This is a genomic window from Dethiobacter alkaliphilus AHT 1 (assembly GCF_000174415.1).
Lineage (GTDB): Bacteria > Bacillota > Dethiobacteria > Dethiobacterales > Dethiobacteraceae > Dethiobacter > Dethiobacter alkaliphilus.
Window position 1 is genome coordinate 26,972 of record NZ_ACJM01000020.1, and the last position, 17,723, is coordinate 44,694.

Here is a 17,723-nt window from a genome sequence, read left to right on the forward strand (position 1 = left end):
TAGTATATGCCTGCAACAATATGCAAGCCCCTCTGGAAAGTAAAATTATTATTTGCTTAACAGAGTATAAGTATGTTCTTAACTATTGTAGCAGGAAAACATTGTTTAATGTAGAAATAAATACTATAGCGTTGGAATTTTTAAGGTTTTGTAAGATTTGTGGCAGCAAGTTTAAAAGGAGGTGTTCCTATGGAACTATTCCAGTTTATTTTATCACGGCGTGAAATGATTCAGGAGCTTGCCATAGAGCATTTTTATCTTGTCCTGTTAGCCGGTGCCATTTCCATTTTGATTGGTGTAATTCTGGGAGTGGCCATTACATATAATCGGGTTGCTGCCAGAATAGTTTTGGGAGTGTGCCAGGTACTGATGGTTATTCCCAGCTTTGCCATGCTGGGATTTTTACTTCCCTTCTTTGGGATCGGATTTCGCACCGGAGTCGTGGCGCTTATCTTATATTGCCTGCTTCCGGTAACCCAGAACACCTATATCGGCATTTTAGAAATACCTCCATCGGTATTAGAGTCAGCCAAAGGAATGGGTATGTCCCCTTTTGCTATTCTCTGGAAGGTCAAGATTCCGTTGGCATTACCCGTTATTATTGCCGGGTTTAGAACAGCCATGATTATGATTGTGGGAATTGCCGCCATCGCCGCTTTTATCGGTGCCGGAGGTCTGGGCGAAATGATTTTTCAGGGGATCTCCCGCAGTCAGGCTAACCGCATTTTGACCGGAGCAATTTTTATAGCCATTATTGCTCTTATGCTGGATGTTTTGATGAGCAGGCTCGAAGAGTATCTTATGGCACGGGTAAGGTAATTCAGTGAGGTGATTGATTATGATAAAGCTTGAAAGTGTAACAAAAATTTTTCCGGGCAGTAAAGTTCCGGCTGTAGACAATCTTAATCTGGGCGTGGCGGAAGGTGAAGTTTGTGTGATTGTAGGTCCCTCCGGCTGCGGAAAAACAACCACAATGAAAATGATTAACCGCCTTCACAATCCCACCAAAGGGAATATATTTGTTAACGGCAAGAATATAATGGAACTAAATCCCATAGAATTACGCCTAGGCATTGGTTATGTGATTCAGGAGATCGGACTCTTTCCCCATATGACCATTGAGGAAAATATTGCCACGGTTCCCAGAGAACTTAAATGGCCCCGAGATAAAACCAAAAAGAGAGTGGAAGAGCTAATGCGGCTGATGGGGTTGGATCCGGGGATATATGCCAAACGCAGGCCTTCTGCCTTAAGCGGCGGGCAAAGGCAACGGGTAGGGGTAGCCAGGGCCATGGCAGCGGACCCGCCGGTACTGCTTATGGACGAACCCTTTGGAGCTGTGGATCCCATCACCAGAGCCAGATTGCAAAACGAGTTTTTACGGCTCCAGCAAAAAATGAAAAAGACAATTGTATTTATCACACATGATATTGATGAAGCGATTAAGATGGGCGATAAAATTGCGGCTATGCGGGAAGGGAAGTTAATTCAGTTTGGTAATCCCGATGAATTGTTAAGCAGCCCTAAAGACGAGTTTGTCAGCAAACTGGTAGGCCACAACAGATCAATTAAAAGACTCCATCTTCTTGAAGCAGAAACTGCGGTGCAGGAAAGTGTGCCGGTGGCCAGGATGACAGATAGTGTTGGGGAAATTGCCGGAAAGCTGGATACCACCATCATGGATTCGATTATTGTGGTAGACGAAGATTGTCAGCTTAAAGGCGCAATTTCAGCCAACGCCTTAACTAAAGATAAAAATGCTCTGGCCGGAGATCTGGTGCAAGAGCTTGCCAATACCGCCGGCATAGATGCCACATTAAACGATGTGCTCTCCATTATGTTGAACCTGGGCGAAGGATATGTGGCGGTGGTGGACGAGCAGGAACGTTTCCGGGGAATTATAACGCTCAATGATATATTAGAGGTGGTCAGAAGTGACACAAAACCGACTGAGTAAAGTGTGGGTACATTTGCGGACTCCCTTGCTTCTCATCGCCCTGGGTGCAATATTAATTATTTATGTGGTTAATAACCCGGGCGGGGCAATAGCTGCCAGAGCGCTGACGTACCCCAATGTCCTGCGTTATTTGCGGGAACATGTTGTTCTGGTGATTGCGGCTATGGTGCTGGCAGTACTTGTGGGTATACCTGTGGGGATTATGCTCACCCGGCCCAAGTTAAGAAGAATAGGGAAAGTAATTGAGACTTTTGTTAATATCGGCCAAACCGTTCCCAGCCTGGCTATTCTGGCACTGTTTTTTGTTTATCTGGGCCTGGGCTTTAATACTGCATTGTTTGCTTTGTGGTTGTACAGCATTTTGCCGATTTTACGCAATACTTATGCCGGTATTACCAGCATAGAGCCGGAAATCCTGGAGGCTGCCCGCGGCATGGGTATGACGCCGTGGCGAACCCTCTATAAGATTGAACTGCCATTGGCATTGCCGGTACTAATGGCCGGTGTCCGCACTTCTACTGTAATCTGCGTTGGAACAGCTACTCTTGCTACCTTTATTGGTGGTGGTGCACTGGGTGACCTGATAAAAACCGGTATCCAGGTTAGAAGAGATATACTTGTTTTTACCGGAGCAGGTCTGAGTGCTTTGCTGGCTATCCTGCTTGATTACCTGGCGGGTCAGGCAGAGATTGCTATATTAAATAAAAGAAACTAGGAGGGGATTTAAAGTATGAAAGTTAAAGGAAGGTTTTTGATTTTTGCTGCTTTGTTTCTGCTAGTAGCTCTAACCGCTCTGGGGTGTGGTGATAATCAGGCAGAAGGCTGGGTCTTTGCTACAGACCATGAATATTCTGTGCGGCCTGATGGCTATCCTGGAGTCACAGATCTCTACGGATTTGAATTTGATGACGTGATTATTATGGATCAGGGCATAACATATCAGGCTCTGCGAGATGGCGATGTGGCGGTTGCCATGGGCTTTGCCACAGACGGCCGTATTGCCGCCTTTGATTTGGTCAATCTGGAAGATGATAAAGAATTCCATCCGGTCTACAATGTAGCGCCCAATGTGCTGACCGCAACCTTGGAAGAATACCCCGAGATAGAAGGGCTTTTAAACAGCGTGGTACCGCTTTTGGATGAAGAAACCATGTCCGAGTTAAACGCCAGGGTTGATATCGAAGGGTATGAACCGGATGAAGTGGCTTATGAGTTTCTCCTGGATAACGGTTTGATTAGTGAAACAGCCGCCGATGGCGACAAAGGACCTATTTCCATCGGCTCCAAAGAGTTTACAGAGCAGTTGCTGTTAGGTCAGATGGCGGTTCTGCTGCTGGAGAATGACGGTTTTCAAGTAGAAGATAATACCGGTCTGGGTGGCACCTCCATAGTCAGGGAAGCACTGGAAAATGATGAAATCCAGATTTATTGGGAATACACCGGCACAGCTTGGATGACCCACTTCGGCAATGAAGAAGCGATCACCAATCCGGAAGAATGCTATGCACTGGTTAAAGAAGAAGATGCCAACAATGGTATTACCTGGTTGGATTATTCAGACTTCAATAACACCTATACTTTTATGATGCGTCGGGCAGATGCTGACAGTCTGGGCATTACCACCATCAGTGATCTGGCTGAGGCTATTAACGAAGGAGTTCCTGCACCATAAATGACAAAACAAAATAGACACAAACAAAGCCACGGAATTTTCCGTGGCTTTGTTGCATCAAAGACGGGTGTAGATGAAAAAAGCTATGAAGAAGCCCAGGATGGTGGCGATGTTTAATCTAAGCATGATGCCCAGGGTAAGGGTGAGAGGGGCCAGATCGATGGTGGTGGGGCTAAGGCCGATGGTGCGGCTGTAGCTGAGAAAGGGCAAGGCGCCGCTGAAAATTTCTCCCAGCAGAGATCCGAAGATGCTGCCGATGATCAGTAAGATGAGTAGAATGCCTGTTGATTTGGTTACTTTGGGCAAAATATGTACCTCCTGTTGTCTGACGGAATAATATTCCTTTCGACGTTTTGGGACATGAATCCTGTTTGAGAGGAGGCAGTTCTGCACAGTCAGGACTTTTTTCCTAATAGGCGATGGGTTATTACAATATTCTTAAATCATACTAAACTAACAGGTTATATTATCAATATGTCAAATAAATATCCTGTTGGACGTTGGGAATATTAACTTTATCAGTAGACAAAGACAGAAAGGATGATGATTTGAAATGCCGTTATTTCTGATTAAAAGAAACTTTGGTAAGATTACCGATGAACAATTAGGTTCTAAAGCATCCACGTCAAAGAAAGTTTGCTCTGCAATGCCCGGTGTTACCTGGGTAAGGAGTTACCTCTCCCTGGAAAACGATGAGAAAGTCACCTACTGCATTTATGAGGCACCGGATGCCGACACTGTGGCCAAACAGGCAAAAGATGCCGGCCTTCCCGCCGATGAAGTAATTCCTCTGGAAGCAGAGATTGATCCGGACACTGTTCAATAAAATTAGAGTAAGCCTCCAAAATAAAGGAGGCTTACTCTTTTGTTTAGAGCTGCTTTGCCGCATATTCACATTCAAGGATGCACATGCGCACCCGGTGGGCCGATTCTTCCAACGTGGAACGGAGGTTTTTATCCTCGGTACTCATAGCCAGCTCTTTTAGCTGATTGACAATTTTCTGATATTCCATAATGCATTCATGTATTTGCTGGGTCTGGGACAACCGCGCCACTCCTTTACTTTAGCTTTTCCTTGGCATCAAGGCAGAGGTGAATACTTAACTCAATATTGCGGTCAGCTTCCGCCAAAGCGTAGCGCCCGCGATGATTTACCATTTCATTGGCTATACTGCGAACTTTCATGGCGTTTTGAGTGCAACGGTCAATACACTGCTGAATTTCAGCTTCAGAAACCAGGTTATTCACCTCCTGTAGTTTGTTTTGTTTAGTATTTAGAAGAATCAAAGCGTTTATGTAGTTCACATGGCTTAAGTTTGATGCCTTGTTTTAAATATATGGAGGCTGGTAACAATAAGACTAAACGGTATTGGAAAGGAGCAATATTGATGAGGGATAAACAGGCCTATGAGCAAAAGATGGAAGCTGAAATGAAACAATTGGAGGCTAAGGTTACTCAGTTGGAGGCAAATCTGCAAAGTATGCAGGCCGACCGTCAATTGGAAGCAAAAAAGGAACTGTCACGATTAGACGAGCAGTTTTCTGAAGCCAAAGAGAAATGGCAGGATCTCAAAGCTGCGGGTGATAAAGGATGGGACGATATTCGGGAAGGTTTTGAAAATGCCTGGTCCGATGTGACCCATTCATTTGACAGAGCAGGAGATGAATTCAAAGACATTTAGCCGTGAAATGCGGCTTATTTTTTTTGTATAAAAACCGTGCAATTAACCGGATTCTGTACTATAATACTTGTATAGTTAAAATATTTACATATATAATTAAAAGGGGTGGAAAAGTGGCTGTAAGAATTCTGACAGACAGTGCGTGTGACTTGCCTAAGCAGGTTGTGGCGGAATATGGAATTGATGTGGTACCTCTTATGGTGTATAAGGATGATAAGGAGTACCAAGATGGAGTAACCCTCAAACCGGCTGAAATGTTTGGCCATATGCGGCAGGGAACAATCTATAAAACAGCCCAGGTTCCGCCCGGCTCTTTTCTGGAAAAGTTTGGGGAATATGGCAAAAACGATGATAGCTGTATCTATCTGGCCTTTTCCTCAGAGTTGTCCGGCACCCATGATTCTGCTTTGTTGGCCAGAGACCAATTACAGGAAGCGGAAACTTCCCTGAAGTTGGATATTATCGATACCAAATGCGCTTCCATGGGTTTTGGTTTGGTGGTTTATCTGGCGGCACGGATGGCCAAAGAAGGCAAATCTCATGCAGAAATAGTTGCGGCGGCACAGCAAAACGCCCAACATATGGAACATCTTTTTACAGTAGATGACCTGGAGTATCTGTACCGTGGGGGACGGGTCAGCCGAACTGCTGCTTTTGTGGGAGGAATTCTAAATATTAAGCCGGTCCTTCATGTGCAGGATGGTCGTTTAATTCCTCTGGAAAAAGCCCGGGGGCGTAAAAAAGCCATAAAACGTATGGTGGAAATTATGGGTGAGCGGGGCAGAAATTTTAATGAGCAGGTTATTGGCATCAGTCACGGTGATGACCTGGCCGCAGCCGAAGAACTAAAGACTTTGCTGGAACAGCAATATGGCTGCCGGGAATTCATGATCAGTGATGTGGGCTGTGCCATCGGTGCCCACTCCGGGCCGGGTACTTTGGCCTTGTTCTTTTTGAATAATACCTAAAATTATTGCGCGCCTCAGGCGCGCTTTTCTTTTGCAAATATCTCCAAAATCCGATAAGATTAACCTTAAAAGATATCGTAGGGGGAATTAAGTTGGATACAGAGCAGTTTCGCAAGTATGGTTATGAATTTGTGGACTGGATTGCTGATTATATGGAGAAAGTTGAACAGCTCCCGGTTCGCTCTGAAGTCCTGCCCGGGGAGATAAAGAAGCAATTACCCCATGCACCGCCGCAGCAGGGTGAGCCCATGGCTCAGATATTCAGTGACTTTCAACAAATCATTATGCCGGGGATTACCCATTGGCAGCATCCGTGTTGGTTTGCTTATTTTCCTGCCAATAACAGCCCGGCTTCGGTGCTGGCAGAAATGTTAACTGCCGGCATGGGGGCACAGGCCATGGTATGGCAGACTTCACCGGCGGCTACCGAATTAGAAGAAGTGGTGATGGAATGGTTACGCCAGATGCTGGGGCTGCCGGAAGAAATGGAGGGTGTAATTCAGGATACAGCTTCAACATCCACGCTGTGTGCTCTCTTGACTGCCAGGGAAACGGCCACTGGATTTATGGCCAATGAAGAGGGCATGCGGCAACCATTGGTAGTCTACGCCTCCACAGAGGGGCATTCCAGTATCGATAAAGCGGTGAAAATTGCCGGCTATGGCAAAAAAAATCTGCGCCACATTCCCACCGATGAAAACTATGCCATGATTCCTGAAAAGCTGGAGGAAGCTATAAAAAATGATGTGGCAGCAGGTTTGATTCCAGCTTGCGTTGTGGCCAGTGTGGGGACCACATCTTCAACTGCGGTGGATCCGGTACGGAAAATCGGCGAAATTTGCCGCCGCCACAACGTCTGGCTCCATGTTGATGCCGCTTTTTCCGGAACTGCGGCCATTGCCGAAGAGAATCGCTGGATGCTGGACGGGGCTGAGTACATAGATTCATTTGTTTTCAATCCACATAAATGGATGCTGACTAATTTTGACTGCTCCGCATACTTTGTCCGGGATACGGAAAAGCTGATTCGCACCTTTGAAATTCATCCGGAATACCTGAAAACCGGTGCCGATAAAGAGGTGAAAAATTTCCGCGACTGGGGAATTCAGCTGGGTCGACGCTTCCGGGCTCTAAAACTCTGGTTTGTCATCCGCTCCTACGGCGTGGAAGGTATCCGACAGATGGTTAATGAGCATCTCCGTCTGGCAAGGCTATTTAAGGAGTGGATAGAAGAAGAAAAGCACTTTGAAGTGCTGGCCCCGGTCCATGTCAGCCTGGTGGTGTTTCGCCTTAATAACGGCGCCGCAGAAGATGAGCTGGACTCCTTAAACCGTCTATTGCTGGAGAAGGTAAATGCTACAGGAGAGGTTTTTTTAACTCATACCTCCCTGGGTGGACGCTATGCCATTAGGATGGCCATCGGACAGCGGACAACGCAGGAACACCATGTTCGTGAAGCGTGGGATATTATCCGGGCCAAAGCAGCAGAGACATTGTAAGGACATATTAATAAACGGAATTCTGTTTATTGACTACAATAGGAGTAACTATTTATATCAGGAGGTCCCTTGTGAATAAAGAAAAAAAGTTCTGGTTGTTTGCCTCCATGTTGCTCTTAATTGCCATACTTGCCTGGTGGAGTGCCATCCCGTTTGACACAGAAGTGTTCATTGTCCGGCAGCTAAATCGTCTGGCGGCAGTCTTGGGTTTTTTATTTTTCTTTGTGCAGTTTCTGCTAAGCGCCCGCCTCAAGCTGATTGAAGAAGGTTTTGGCCTGGACAGGATGCTGCGCTATCACCGCAACGTTGGTCGTCTGGCCCTTGGTTTCTTGCTGCTTCATCCGGCATTGTGGCTCATTTACGAGAGGCAGCAGGGTATTTTGTTTATTTGGACCGTCTTTCGCATAATCGGGATTGTGGTCCTGGTGGGCCTGATGATAACAGCTGCGGTGGCGGCTCTTTATAAAAAACTTAATCTGCCTTATGAATTATGGCTAAACATCCATAAAGCAAATTATATCTTATTCCCGTTGGTGTTTGTTCATGTCTTTGCTAATGCGTTTCCAGGTACGGGGCTGTTTTATCTCTGGATAGTCTTAGCAGTACTGTTTGCCCTCCTCATAATCCATAAACTCAGAAGAGAGATTCAGCTGCGAAAAAATCCCTTTGAAGTAGTGGATGTAAAACAGGAAGCCGCTGATATCTGGAGCCTGTATTTTAAGGGAAACTCCTTTTCATATCAGCCGGGGCAGTTTATGCATCTGCGTCTTTTGCGGGATGGCGAAGTGTCTTCGCCACATCCTTTTACCATTTCCTCCAGCCCCACACGGGAACTGGTATCTGTTACGGCAAAGGAGTTGGGTGATTTTACGCAGACTATAAAAAACACCAAGGTTGGCCACAAAGCTTACATTGATGCACCGTATGGAGTGTTCAGCTTCGTTAACAGCAGCACCGAAAAGCTGGCTTTTATCGCCGGTGGTATTGGTATTACGCCTTTTATGAGCATGCTGCGGTATATGTATGACAACCAGATTGACCGGAAAATAACTTTACTTTGGGGCAATAAAAGTGAAGAGGAACTATGTTTTAGTGATGAACTGGCTGTAATGGAGAGAGAAATGGATAACCTGCAGCTTGTCCGGATAATGTCCAGGCAAAAAGACTGGCCCGGAGAAAAGGGGCGGGTTGACCGGGAGAAGATTGAAAAGTATATTCCCGATTACGCAGAGCACCAGTTTTATGTGTGCGGGCCGCCGGCCATGAGCCGGGCCACCATTGAGGCTCTAAAGTCCATGGGCATTACAAAGGACCAAATCCATCATGAGTTGTTTGAATTATAATACACGGGAAACCGTGTATTTTTTATACTGCTTAGGAAATTATAACGCTTCGCAGATAGCGAAGCTGCTAAGGAAACCAGTATCGAAAAGCACGCGCTGAGGGAATCGAATTAGCGTGCTTTTTTTAATCCTTTATTTATGATAAAACAAGCTGTTTTGTCTTACAGTAGTAGTAGAAAGAAAATTTACGACAATATCCTACATGTAAAGGAATGAAGAAAGGTGAACATTATGGATTCACGATTTGAATATATGATCCGTTACCGGACAGCCGCAGGCAAAACAGCGGGACTATATAAAGGTATGAGCAAAGAAGAGCTGGATCAGATGATTGATTCACTGCGCGAAGATGGCTGTGTGGTTGAAAAAGTGGAAATTATCAGAAGAACAGGTGGCTGACCCGGGTAACCGGGTCTTTTTTTTGCCGGAAATTATAACGATTCGCAGTTTGCTAAGCTGCTAAGGAACCGAATAAGGCGTGCCTTTCTTACTTAGGTATGATTGTTTAATAAAGGGGGATATTACCGGGAAAATAAGTTAATTGGTGAAACTATGAATGAAACCTCGGTAACCATTGTGCGTGGTGTAATTGCTTTTGCTACCCTGTTTATTTACTGCCGCCTGCTGGGTAAAGAACAGATTAAGCAGTTAACTTTTTTTGATTACATCAGTGGCATTACCATCGGCTCCATTGCAGCTACATTGACCACCAATTTAAATAATCGCCCCTGGCCTGAATTTGTAGGACTTACCACCTGGGTGTTGTTGGCCTATTTTTTACAGTGGCTGACATTACGGTCCCGTCAGGCAGCCAAATATGTGGACGGTGAACCGGTGGTGATAATTATGAACGGACAATTGATGGAGGAAGCCATGCATAAAGCCCGGCTAAAAACCGGTGACCTGCTAGGGCTTTTGCGCCTCAAGGATGTGTTTGATTTAAAACAGGTGGAGTTTGCCGTCTATGAAAAAAACGGCAATTTGTCCGTTTTAAAAAAATCCGAGTTTCAACATGTGACGCCGGGAGATTTGCAGCTGCCTGTAAAATACCAGGGAATTAGCACCGAATTGATATACGACGGTGTTGTTATAGAGCAAAACCTCAAAAAAGTACAGCTTACCCGACAATGGTTGGAAAATGAGCTGAAAAAACTGGGGATTAAATCATACGAAGATGTTTTTCTGGCAAACCTTAACACCCAGGGAGAATTATATGTGGATACATACAAGGACCAACTAATTCATCTTACCAATTTTAGCGATTATGAAGGACCTAACTGAGGTGCCGGGATGATAAAAAGAATCATGGCTTACAGTTTGCCTGTAATCTTAATTATGTCGTTTGTTTATGTGCTCACCTCCGGTGAGGCACAAAAAAAGCCCAAAGCTGAAAATGATAACGTCTCTGCCCTGTTTTTGCAGTTGGAAAAGCAGGTAGCCGCTGAGGAGTGGGAAAAAGCAGGGGAAACGTTAAACAATCTGGAGGCCGCTGTTGGTAAAGTAGTACCCAGAGTGCAGTACAGTGTGGGACGGGACGATATTATTAATCTGGAGAGGAATCTGGCTCGTGTACGTGGTTATGTAGGGGCGCAGGAAAAGGCCGGTGCACTCTCGGAGTTGGCGGAAGCCCGCTACTTCTGGCGTATCCTTGGGAAATAACCGGTACAGATTTGTTTGTTTGCTGCTTCAACAGGAATTCCCTCAATCCGGAAGAATAGTTTTATAGTAGAGGAGGGGAATTCCTTGAAGAAAAGAAGTAGTGTAATTCTTGCTCTGTTTTTGGTGCTGGGCTATGGAATATATATTTTCTTTCTGGCGCCGGTGGTGCGCGAACGTGCTGCCGTGCGCAATATCGAATTGAGGGACGTGGACCTCTTAGGGCTTACCGATGGTGTATATCATGGCGCTTATGTGGACGGCACCTATGAGGTAGAAGTGGTGGTGGCAGACCACCGGATTGCAGCCATTCATATGTTGATTACCAGGGACAGCGATTACGCGCGTCAAGCCGAAGGTGTTTTGGACTCAGTGGTGGAAGCACAATCATTACAGGTTGATGTGGTTAGCGGTGCCACCACCACCAGCAAAGCGATTCTTAAAGCTGTGGAAGATGCGCTGCACAGTCCGCCCAATGAGCCATACATCAGCGGCATTATTCACACCAAGGAAGAAAACAGGATTTTAGTGGTGGAGGGCATAGAATCAGAAGATTTGGAACAGGAGCAGTGGCTAGAAGAAGGATACGAGGCCATTTGGTTAACGGTTAAAACGGATACGGCGGTGATTGCACCGGAGGGTAAAGCGGCCCATGGGGCTGCGCTTCAAAAAGGACAAAATGTGCAGGCCTGGGTGGTGGGGCTAATTTTAGATTCCTATCCGGCCCAGAGTACAGCAGGGCTGATTATCATCCGGGAGTAAGCGGGAAATGGCAGAAAGCAGCAAAACAGACGCCTTAGCGGGCGTCTGTTTTTTCGTGGTATGTCCTGCTTTTTTTGGGGTACAATTATATGCAGATGACAAGACAGTACAAAGGACGGTTTTATGAACAAGAGCTGGTTAGTGGTACTCAAAGTTGTCGGGGTTTTCGTTGGTGCGTATGTGCTTTTTATGATTACATATTATCTGACCTCGCATCCAACACAGTTTTGTGCACAATGCCATCTGGTAGAACCATATGTAGAGTCTTGGCATGAATCTCCCCATGCAGGTGTTAACTGTATGCATTGTCACGAAATGCGGGGCTTTGTAGGTAAACTGGAAGCAAAATCGCGAGGTCTTAATTATCTGTATCTCACAATAACCAATCAATATTCTTTACCTGCCGGGGCAAAGATTTTCGAACAAAACTGTATTGGCTGCCATTTGCAGGACTACCGCGGTTATACAGATGCTCCCGGCCTAAACAATGAACATGGCCATCATTATGAGGTGATTCGCGAAAGAAGATCCTGTCTGGAGTGCCACAGGGAAGTAGGTCACCAGATTAACCTGTATCTCACCCCTGACTTTAAAAAAATATGGAAGTAAACAACACATAAGGGAGCTGTGTACAGTGCTATGAGACAAAGCTGGCTAATTGTTCTAATTGTTGTTGCAATTTTTGTAGGTGCCTACGCGGTATTTATGGTGGCATATTATGCTACATCACACCCTACGTTTTTCTGTACAAAGTGTCATTTTATTGAGCCCTATGTAGCTTCCTGGGAAGAATTTCCCCATGCCGGGGTGACATGCCTGCACTGCCATGAAATGCGGGGTTTTGTGGGAAAGCTTGAAGCCAAGTCCCGAGGTTTGAATTATCTGTATACCACGCTGACAAACCAGTACACGCTTCCAACAGGTGCAAAAATATTCGAGCAAAATTGTATCGGCTGTCATCTTCAGGATTACCGGGGATATGAAAATGCACCGGATCTGGCCACAGCTGAGGGAGACCATTATGAATATATCCGTGATAACCGGTCCTGTCTGGAATGTCACAGAGATACCGGGCATGAAATAAACATTCTGTTAAAACCTGACTTTGAAAAAAGTTGGTAGGTAAATTTCTAAAGCACAGCGTAAAAAGCTGTGCTTTTTAGTGCAAAGCAGGAAAACAGGGGTCGATGTCTAAAATAGTCTAATTATTCAAGTTTTTTTTGCGGAGGATGATTCAGTGAAAATTCTTATTTTACAACAGGGCATTTATGGTGAAAGAATTACAGAAAACATTAAAAACAAAGCGCCGGAAGGGTGGAGCATTTCAACGTTTAATGTTCCTGCCATTCAGGAGCCTATTGTAGACGAACCGGAAGAGTACTTGCCAAAAAATTTACCTTCCGCAGATTTGATTCTGCACCTGGCCGAATCGGCCCAGGCGGCACAGCTTCTGCCCGCGGTGGCCAAAGCTACCGGCGCGGATGCGGTAATTGCCTCCATTGACACCACCGCCTGGGTCCCCATGGGATTGCGCAATCAGCTGCACCGGGAACTGGCAAAGATGGATGTAACCATTGTATTTCCAGAACCGCTCTGCTCTATTGACGAAGAGACGGTGGGCTTTAACGAATCCCTGCAGCCCTATACCAGTGAAACGATTCGTGAATTCAGCCGCTATTTTGGAAAACCGATTCTGGAAGTAAAGGTGGACAGCGAAGGAAAAATTTCCGAGATAGAAGTTTTGCGCGGTTCGCCCTGCGGTTCTACCGAATACACAATTAAGCGTGTTAAGGGCATGCCGGCGGAAAAAGCAGTGCCCACTTCAGGTTTGATGTGCCTTCACTATCCGTGTTTAGCTTCTATGACCTTTGAGCAGAAGGCCAACGGCGTAGATACCATCATGCATAATTCAGGACGGATATTTAATGAGGGGATGGAAAATGCTCTTAAAAAAGCGTCTGAATAAAGGGAAAAACATGGCGGGCAATGAAATAGAGGATTATGATCAACGCAAACAGCCAGGCACCATATTTTATTGCTGAAGCTGCAAGGTCATTTTCACGGGAATCGTTTTTAAACTCACTCATATTTACACCTCTTTTCTTTTTAGTGTGCTGCCAACAGGTGTTGATTATACTAAAGCGCCAGCAGCTATTGAAGTGCAAAGTGTGGGAATATAAAAAGGCACCCGCAAGGGTGCCCCTGTACTTTTAATCACTTTTTACGTCTGTATTGTTTTTGGCAAAGAGGATATAGGCGTTATAAATGGCTACGATGATACCGATTACCGTATTGTTGAGCAGCAAGAGGCCTGATGGTAAAATCGGCATAAAGTTCACAAAAGCCAGCCAGGCACCGACAATAATGTGAATCCAGTGAAACGTGGTCATCATTTGCATTCACCTCCTTGTCTGTTAATCTGAGCTTTTTGACCGGGAACTATACAAAGTTCTGTGCAAAAAAAAATGATGATAGCAATCATCATTTTTTTTCCGGTTCACTTTTGGCATATAGCCTTTCCAGTCTGGCGGGGAAATCTTCGCCGATGGTCTCTTCCAGACCATACCCCAGGGCCAATTCACACAAATCAATGGCTTCCCGGATTTTCCCCTGTTCTTCATAGATTTCTGCCAGGACGGAGAAGGAAGGGAAGTAGGGAGTGGGGACCTGATGAAGGTATTCTATGGTCCAGGCTTCATGAAAATCGGGAAACAATTCGATGTCTTGTTTGCAAATTTGCACTAGCTGATCCAGGCGGTCTTCACCGCTTTGCATCATTTTCTGATAAAGTCGGATAAGCTTAACATAGGCGTAGTGCCTGTCCATGGGAGAAGAGGATTCTGCAGCTTTTAACAGCGATTCCTCCGCTTCAAGTGTCTTACCCTTCCTAATCATTTTTTCTCCTCTGCGCCAGTGGTCCCGGGTACTGAGTGTTTTTGAGCCAAGTCGGAAACGGAACAAGTTTATCCCTCCAGTAGTTAATCAATATAATTTTAATAAACGGGGTGGCCGCTATCGCTATTCAATTAACAAGAACTGTTTTTCCCCTGCCGGGCAGGGACATCCAACTTGATGTGGTGGATGATGTGGAATCGTTGATTACCGATTTATCCGATGCAGACCTGGTTCCCTGTTGGGCGGAAATATGGCCTGCTGCCCGCTCTCTGGCGCGCTACGTCTGGGAGTATCTGCACCTGGAAGGACAAAGCGTTATGGAGTTGGGCAGTGGTTTGGGTCTGCCGGGAGCCGTGTGCGGGGTAAAGGGGGCGGATGTTACCTTCTCCGACTACAATCAGGATGCGGTGGATTTGTCTGTACATAATGCTAAGATTAACGGCGTTGAAGCCACCGGTCATCTGGGCGATTGGCGAAACTTTGACCTAAAGCGCCGTTTTGACTGGATAATTGGCTCCGACGTATTTTATGATCCCAAACTAAACCCGTACGTGCTGGAAATCTACCGGCATAATTTGCAGGCCGGGGGGCAGTTGTTGCTCTCCCACCAGCGCAGGCAGCATACGTATGACTTTGTTGCTGCAGTAAAAGGAGACCTGGAACTGGAGGAAATTCGCCTTGATCTGGTGGAAAGAGATGAGGAATCTGTTTATGGGCAGTTTGTGGTGAGTATTCATCACCTGCGACCTGCAAACATTTAAGTTAAGCGGTGAAGTAGGGTCGAATTAATTCAGCCGTTTCTTCCGGCCAGACCACACATACCGGCTGCTGCAGCATGATGTGGAAAAAGTTTGCATCCGGCGGGTAATACTTTCTGTTTAGGAAGGTGCGCGGTGAGAAGCGAACCACCAGCGGATACTCACTGTTTCTGTCCGGAGAAAAATGAATGGAGGCGTTAAAACTATAAACGCCTTTATCTTTGTAAAAAGTGAAGAGACGGCTAAGGCCTGCCACAAAATCATCCAGCAGTTTTTCTTTGAAGTGGGCTGGTGTGCAGGGGCGCGGCAAGATGGCCATTACATCACCCATAAAGCCCAGGGGCGCAAAAGGAACGAACCAGTGTAGCTCCCCTACTTGGGCCAAATACCGTTCTCCCCGCTTTTGTTCTTCAGTAAGATAATCCGGCCAGAAATGATGGCCGGTTTCTTTTTTGTATCTGCTGAGAGCATGCAGATCGGAAAAAAAGACATTGCCCGGATCCCTGCTGCCGAAAACCTGAATATGGGCATGAACCAGCCCGCCACCGGATGGCGGCATATAGTTCCATCCCATAAAATAGTAGGGGATCTGCGGGTCATGTTTTTTTACCCGCTCCATAAATTCCGCAGCAAGCCCAAATGCATCCCGCAGCAGATTCACAGTCATATCTTCTATGGTAAGTACATGTTTTTCTGAGAGAACTACCAATCCGCTGTAGGTATCATAGGGCGCAATGTTGGCAATAAGGGTTGTGTCTCCCCGAACCAGTCGCCCTTCCGGAATAAGTTCTCTTGGGAAGATGGAAGTGGCCTGTTCCATTTGAGGTGGACAGAAGGGACAGTACCCCTTATTTTCACCATTATAGTCGTCATAATTGAGTTTTTGTGGACGGATGGCACCTATATGAGCCAGCCTGGTGGAACGGCCGGTCAGTGGGTCATAACGAAATTCCATGTTATCATGTGTTGTGCGTGCAAAGCCGATTCTGGGGTCCAGCAGATCTGCTGAAATTCTCTCTCTGCGAAAATGGATGGTCATGCAATTCCTCCTGTGCTGGCCGATGTTATTTTTTAATCTTACCCCAACCGGCAAAAGGGGTCAAGATTAAGGTGCGCTCTTAACGGGATGGCAGAGGTGGCTTCTGTTGGGGTTCCACAGCCTGGCGTTTGTTATTCTCCAGCCTGACAAATTGCAGGGGTTTTGTGGAAAGGACCAGTTCGTACGGATAGGTAAGGATTTGAATCACCATCTCATCAGTTTTTGGCCCTTCAATCTTGTATTCCACCGTGTCCGGAAGTTGGGGGGCAGGCTTGGCTGTGACGCGATAACCGCCGCTGGGGCAGGGGCCGGCGGCGAGCAAATACACATTCTGACCGGCATGCGTGGTGGCAAAGACGCCGCTCTGGTATTTTGTAGATTCGGCCCAGTCCATAACTACCTTTGGAACTCTGGTTTGGTTTCCTAAAACTATACTGTTTTTATTCATACCATATATTATTTTGTATTGTCCAAAAACTTCCTGCCGGCTTTGGATAAATTTTCGTTTATTCCCCGGATTCCCGCAAACACTATAACTATAGTCTTAGAAAAGGGGGAAAGATATGCGGGAGTTGATAAACGGCGAACGCCGGCAGGCCGGCTTGCCTCCGGTATTGCTGGATGAAGCATTGTGTGAGCTGGCTGCTTTAAAGGCAAAAGATATGCGGGACAACGGCTATTTTGGCCACCGTTCCGATGGCCTGGGCACTATGCCCGAATTGGTGGAGGCTAGTCTTGGCAGTTGCTCCCGGATCGGTGAAAACCTGGCTATGAACTTTCCCGACGAATCATCGGTTCACCGGGCCTGGATGAGCTCAGCCATGCATCGTAAAAACATTTTGGATGAAGGTTACCAGCGTTTCGGTTTTAGTTGGGTCGAGATGGGTGAGAAAGGGAGAATTTATGTCCAGGTGTTTACCGGTGAGCAGTGACCAAGGCAACTGAAAGGAGGCGGTCTGCTTTGAATCCGTTGAGACAGTTGTCCCGCCGGGTCATAAACCGGATTGTCAGCGGCGCTACTCTGCGTGGACGGCGTGACATGGTGTCTGTGCTTCCCAGAGATGCAATCCAGGCTCTTGATGCGCCACTTTTTGTAAAGCCGGCCCAAACAAGGCAAATGACAGCACAGGAACGTGTGATAGGGGTGGAACTGGGTGGAGAAGCCAAGGCTTATCCGATAAATATTCTTTCTGTTCATGAAATAGTAAACGATGTAATCGGTGGGGAACCGGTGGTAATCACCTGGTCACCTTTGAGTTTTTCTGCCATGGTCTATAGGCGGAGGGTGGTGGACCGGCCCCTTTTGTTTGGGGGATCCGGTGCCATTTTGCGCAATGTGCTGGTAATGTATGATCGGCAGACGGAAACATATTGGAATCAGCTTACAGGGGATGCGTTTGCCGGACCCCTGGCGGGAATCAGGCTGGAATCTCTGCCGAGCTTACTAACTTCCTGGGGTGGTTGGCTGCGTGCCTTCCCGGCATCACAGGTA

Annotated in this window: 27 protein-coding genes; 19 read left to right on the plus strand and 8 right to left on the minus strand. The window is 46.3% G+C overall.

The window, feature by feature from the left end; translation table 11 throughout:
* Positions 1 to 189 precede the first annotated feature (189 nt).
* The 4 genes from DEALDRAFT_RS14010 to DEALDRAFT_RS14025 are packed head-to-tail and all read left to right on the plus strand — an operon-like array spanning position 190 to position 3,629.
* Positions 190 to 819 carry an ABC transporter permease gene (locus DEALDRAFT_RS14010; protein WP_008518627.1) on the plus strand — a complete coding sequence of 210 codons (630 nt, stop codon included), beginning with the start codon at positions 190 to 192 and terminating at the stop codon, positions 817 to 819.
* Between the two features lie 19 nt (positions 820 to 838).
* The gene (locus DEALDRAFT_RS14015; RefSeq protein WP_008518629.1) at positions 839 to 1,957 is read left to right on the plus strand and encodes an ABC transporter ATP-binding protein; all 1,119 of its coding nucleotides are present in this window, start codon (positions 839 to 841) and stop codon (positions 1,955 to 1,957) included.
* Positions 1,935 to 2,672, plus strand: a complete 738-nt coding sequence (locus DEALDRAFT_RS14020; protein WP_008518631.1) for an ABC transporter permease — start codon at positions 1,935 to 1,937, stop codon at positions 2,670 to 2,672. Before DEALDRAFT_RS14015 ends, DEALDRAFT_RS14020 begins: the two co-directional genes overlap by 23 nt.
* A 15-nt stretch (positions 2,673 to 2,687) precedes the next feature.
* Positions 2,688 to 3,629 carry a glycine betaine ABC transporter substrate-binding protein gene (locus tag DEALDRAFT_RS14025; protein WP_008518633.1) on the plus strand — a complete coding sequence of 314 codons (942 nt, stop codon included), beginning with the start codon at positions 2,688 to 2,690 and terminating at the stop codon, positions 3,627 to 3,629.
* A 57-nt stretch (positions 3,630 to 3,686) separates the two neighbouring features.
* Here DEALDRAFT_RS14025 and DEALDRAFT_RS14030 read toward each other — a convergent pair whose 3' ends face one another.
* Positions 3,687 to 3,935 carry a DUF4321 domain-containing protein gene (locus DEALDRAFT_RS14030; RefSeq protein ID WP_008518637.1) on the minus strand — a complete coding sequence of 83 codons (249 nt, stop codon included), beginning with the start codon at positions 3,933 to 3,935 and terminating at the stop codon, positions 3,687 to 3,689.
* Positions 3,936 to 4,182: 247 nt separating this feature from the next.
* Between DEALDRAFT_RS14030 and DEALDRAFT_RS14035 the strand changes: the two genes are divergently transcribed.
* Positions 4,183 to 4,455: a DUF4242 domain-containing protein gene (locus DEALDRAFT_RS14035; RefSeq protein WP_008518639.1), complete on the plus strand. Its 273-nt coding sequence runs from the start codon at positions 4,183 to 4,185 to the stop codon at positions 4,453 to 4,455.
* 43 nt (positions 4,456 to 4,498) lie between these two features.
* Here DEALDRAFT_RS14035 and DEALDRAFT_RS16955 read toward each other — a convergent pair whose 3' ends face one another.
* Together DEALDRAFT_RS16955 and DEALDRAFT_RS14040 are read right to left on the minus strand one after the other, a co-directional pair.
* Positions 4,499 to 4,675, minus strand: coding sequence for a hypothetical protein (locus DEALDRAFT_RS16955; protein ID WP_008518640.1), 177 nt, complete (start codon positions 4,673 to 4,675; stop codon positions 4,499 to 4,501).
* Between the two features lie 13 nt (positions 4,676 to 4,688).
* Positions 4,689 to 4,934 carry a hypothetical protein gene (locus tag DEALDRAFT_RS14040; protein ID WP_008518643.1) on the minus strand — a complete coding sequence of 82 codons (246 nt, stop codon included), beginning with the start codon at positions 4,932 to 4,934 and terminating at the stop codon, positions 4,689 to 4,691.
* An 83-nt stretch (positions 4,935 to 5,017) separates the two neighbouring features.
* Between DEALDRAFT_RS14040 and DEALDRAFT_RS14045 the strand changes: the two genes are divergently transcribed.
* From DEALDRAFT_RS14045 to DEALDRAFT_RS14090, 11 genes are all read left to right on the plus strand, one after another.
* Positions 5,018 to 5,311 (plus strand): sll1863 family stress response protein, encoded by a 294-nt coding sequence (locus DEALDRAFT_RS14045; RefSeq protein ID WP_008518645.1) that lies wholly within the window; start codon positions 5,018 to 5,020, stop codon positions 5,309 to 5,311.
* Between the two features lie 113 nt (positions 5,312 to 5,424).
* Complete coding sequence (locus DEALDRAFT_RS14050) at positions 5,425 to 6,279, plus strand: DegV family protein (RefSeq protein WP_008518647.1); 855 nt, start codon at positions 5,425 to 5,427, stop codon at positions 6,277 to 6,279.
* 92 nt (positions 6,280 to 6,371) lie between these two features.
* Positions 6,372 to 7,778, plus strand: a complete 1,407-nt coding sequence (locus tag DEALDRAFT_RS14055; protein WP_008518648.1) for a pyridoxal phosphate-dependent decarboxylase family protein — start codon at positions 6,372 to 6,374, stop codon at positions 7,776 to 7,778.
* Between the two features lie 71 nt (positions 7,779 to 7,849).
* On the plus strand, positions 7,850 to 9,121 hold the full coding sequence (locus DEALDRAFT_RS14060; protein ID WP_008518650.1) for a ferredoxin reductase family protein: 1,272 nt from the start codon (positions 7,850 to 7,852) through the stop codon (positions 9,119 to 9,121).
* 231 nt (positions 9,122 to 9,352) lie between these two features.
* A complete protein-coding gene (locus DEALDRAFT_RS16960; protein WP_008518652.1) occupies positions 9,353 to 9,520 on the plus strand; it encodes a hypothetical protein in 168 nt (55 codons plus the stop codon).
* A 153-nt stretch (positions 9,521 to 9,673) separates the two neighbouring features.
* Positions 9,674 to 10,402, plus strand: coding sequence for a DUF421 domain-containing protein (locus tag DEALDRAFT_RS14065; protein ID WP_040379201.1), 729 nt, complete (start codon positions 9,674 to 9,676; stop codon positions 10,400 to 10,402).
* Between the two features lie 9 nt (positions 10,403 to 10,411).
* The gene (locus tag DEALDRAFT_RS14070; RefSeq protein WP_008518656.1) at positions 10,412 to 10,780 is read left to right on the plus strand and encodes a DUF4363 family protein; all 369 of its coding nucleotides are present in this window, start codon (positions 10,412 to 10,414) and stop codon (positions 10,778 to 10,780) included.
* A gap of 84 nt (positions 10,781 to 10,864) precedes the next feature.
* The gene (locus DEALDRAFT_RS16255; protein ID WP_008518658.1) at positions 10,865 to 11,539 is read left to right on the plus strand and encodes a DUF3221 domain-containing protein; all 675 of its coding nucleotides are present in this window, start codon (positions 10,865 to 10,867) and stop codon (positions 11,537 to 11,539) included.
* A gap of 123 nt (positions 11,540 to 11,662) precedes the next feature.
* Positions 11,663 to 12,148, plus strand: coding sequence for a NapC/NirT family cytochrome c (locus tag DEALDRAFT_RS16585; protein ID WP_008518660.1), 486 nt, complete (start codon positions 11,663 to 11,665; stop codon positions 12,146 to 12,148).
* A gap of 30 nt (positions 12,149 to 12,178) precedes the next feature.
* On the plus strand, positions 12,179 to 12,661 hold the full coding sequence (locus DEALDRAFT_RS14085) for a NapC/NirT family cytochrome c (protein ID WP_008518662.1): 483 nt from the start codon (positions 12,179 to 12,181) through the stop codon (positions 12,659 to 12,661).
* A 115-nt stretch (positions 12,662 to 12,776) separates the two neighbouring features.
* On the plus strand, positions 12,777 to 13,505 hold the full coding sequence (locus tag DEALDRAFT_RS14090; RefSeq protein WP_008518663.1) for a DUF166 domain-containing protein: 729 nt from the start codon (positions 12,777 to 12,779) through the stop codon (positions 13,503 to 13,505).
* On the opposite strand, the gene DEALDRAFT_RS17070 is transcribed toward DEALDRAFT_RS14090, so the two are convergent.
* The 3 genes from DEALDRAFT_RS17070 to DEALDRAFT_RS14100 form a co-directional block, all read right to left on the minus strand.
* Positions 13,486 to 13,626: a hypothetical protein gene (locus DEALDRAFT_RS17070; RefSeq protein ID WP_008518666.1), complete on the minus strand. Its 141-nt coding sequence runs from the start codon at positions 13,624 to 13,626 to the stop codon at positions 13,486 to 13,488. The two genes, DEALDRAFT_RS14090 and DEALDRAFT_RS17070, sit on opposite strands and share 20 nt — an antisense overlap.
* 123 nt (positions 13,627 to 13,749) lie before the next feature.
* Positions 13,750 to 13,932, minus strand: a complete 183-nt coding sequence (locus tag DEALDRAFT_RS14095; protein ID WP_008518668.1) for a hypothetical protein — start codon at positions 13,930 to 13,932, stop codon at positions 13,750 to 13,752.
* Positions 13,933 to 14,020: 88 nt separating this feature from the next.
* A complete protein-coding gene (locus DEALDRAFT_RS14100) occupies positions 14,021 to 14,434 on the minus strand; it encodes a hypothetical protein (protein ID WP_008518670.1) in 414 nt (137 codons plus the stop codon).
* A gap of 110 nt (positions 14,435 to 14,544) precedes the next feature.
* Here DEALDRAFT_RS14100 and DEALDRAFT_RS14105 point away from each other — a divergent pair, with 110 nt between their 5' ends.
* On the plus strand, positions 14,545 to 15,195 hold the full coding sequence (locus DEALDRAFT_RS14105; protein ID WP_008518672.1) for a class I SAM-dependent methyltransferase: 651 nt from the start codon (positions 14,545 to 14,547) through the stop codon (positions 15,193 to 15,195).
* 1 nt (position 15,196) lies between these two features.
* Here the strand turns inward: DEALDRAFT_RS14105 and DEALDRAFT_RS14110 are convergent, their stop codons facing one another.
* Together DEALDRAFT_RS14110 and DEALDRAFT_RS14115 are read right to left on the minus strand one after the other, a co-directional pair.
* A complete protein-coding gene (locus tag DEALDRAFT_RS14110) occupies positions 15,197 to 16,231 on the minus strand; it encodes a galactose-1-phosphate uridylyltransferase (RefSeq protein WP_008518673.1) in 1,035 nt (344 codons plus the stop codon).
* Positions 16,232 to 16,310: 79 nt separating this feature from the next.
* The gene (locus tag DEALDRAFT_RS14115; RefSeq protein ID WP_008518675.1) at positions 16,311 to 16,625 is read right to left on the minus strand and encodes a protease complex subunit PrcB family protein; all 315 of its coding nucleotides are present in this window, start codon (positions 16,623 to 16,625) and stop codon (positions 16,311 to 16,313) included.
* Positions 16,626 to 16,794: 169 nt separating this feature from the next.
* Here DEALDRAFT_RS14115 and DEALDRAFT_RS14120 point away from each other — a divergent pair, with 169 nt between their 5' ends.
* Both DEALDRAFT_RS14120 and DEALDRAFT_RS14125 read left to right on the plus strand, forming a co-directional pair.
* A complete protein-coding gene (locus tag DEALDRAFT_RS14120) occupies positions 16,795 to 17,163 on the plus strand; it encodes a CAP domain-containing protein (RefSeq protein ID WP_008518677.1) in 369 nt (122 codons plus the stop codon).
* A gap of 29 nt (positions 17,164 to 17,192) precedes the next feature.
* The coding region (locus DEALDRAFT_RS14125) for a DUF3179 domain-containing (seleno)protein (protein ID WP_008518680.1) at positions 17,193 to 17,723 on the plus strand (531 nt) is incomplete at its 3' end.

Coding starts and splice junctions, on each gene's coding strand:
- DEALDRAFT_RS14070 (WP_008518656.1), top strand. CDS start 10,412: ATGATAAAAAGAATCATGGCTTACAGTTTGCCTGTAATCTTAATTATG.
- DEALDRAFT_RS14065 (WP_040379201.1), top strand. CDS start 9,674: ATGAATGAAACCTCGGTAACCATTGTGCGTGGTGTAATTGCTTTTGCT.
- DEALDRAFT_RS17070 (WP_008518666.1), bottom strand. CDS start 13,626: ATGAGTGAGTTTAAAAACGATTCCCGTGAAAATGACCTTGCAGCTTCA.
- DEALDRAFT_RS14045 (WP_008518645.1), top strand. CDS start 5,018: ATGAGGGATAAACAGGCCTATGAGCAAAAGATGGAAGCTGAAATGAAA.
- DEALDRAFT_RS14035 (WP_008518639.1), top strand. CDS start 4,183: ATGCCGTTATTTCTGATTAAAAGAAACTTTGGTAAGATTACCGATGAA.
- DEALDRAFT_RS14120 (WP_008518677.1), top strand. CDS start 16,795: ATGCGGGAGTTGATAAACGGCGAACGCCGGCAGGCCGGCTTGCCTCCG.
- DEALDRAFT_RS14085 (WP_008518662.1), top strand. CDS start 12,179: ATGAGACAAAGCTGGCTAATTGTTCTAATTGTTGTTGCAATTTTTGTA.
- DEALDRAFT_RS14025 (WP_008518633.1), top strand. CDS start 2,688: ATGAAAGTTAAAGGAAGGTTTTTGATTTTTGCTGCTTTGTTTCTGCTA.
- DEALDRAFT_RS16585 (WP_008518660.1), top strand. CDS start 11,663: ATGAACAAGAGCTGGTTAGTGGTACTCAAAGTTGTCGGGGTTTTCGTT.
- DEALDRAFT_RS14110 (WP_008518673.1), bottom strand. CDS start 16,231: ATGACCATCCATTTTCGCAGAGAGAGAATTTCAGCAGATCTGCTGGAC.
- DEALDRAFT_RS14115 (WP_008518675.1), bottom strand. CDS start 16,625: ATGGACTGGGCCGAATCTACAAAATACCAGAGCGGCGTCTTTGCCACC.
- DEALDRAFT_RS14095 (WP_008518668.1), bottom strand. CDS start 13,932: ATGATGACCACGTTTCACTGGATTCACATTATTGTCGGTGCCTGGCTG.
- DEALDRAFT_RS16960 (WP_008518652.1), top strand. CDS start 9,353: ATGGATTCACGATTTGAATATATGATCCGTTACCGGACAGCCGCAGGC.
- DEALDRAFT_RS14015 (WP_008518629.1), top strand. CDS start 839: ATGATAAAGCTTGAAAGTGTAACAAAAATTTTTCCGGGCAGTAAAGTT.
- DEALDRAFT_RS14100 (WP_008518670.1), bottom strand. CDS start 14,434: ATGATTAGGAAGGGTAAGACACTTGAAGCGGAGGAATCGCTGTTAAAA.
- DEALDRAFT_RS14010 (WP_008518627.1), top strand. CDS start 190: ATGGAACTATTCCAGTTTATTTTATCACGGCGTGAAATGATTCAGGAG.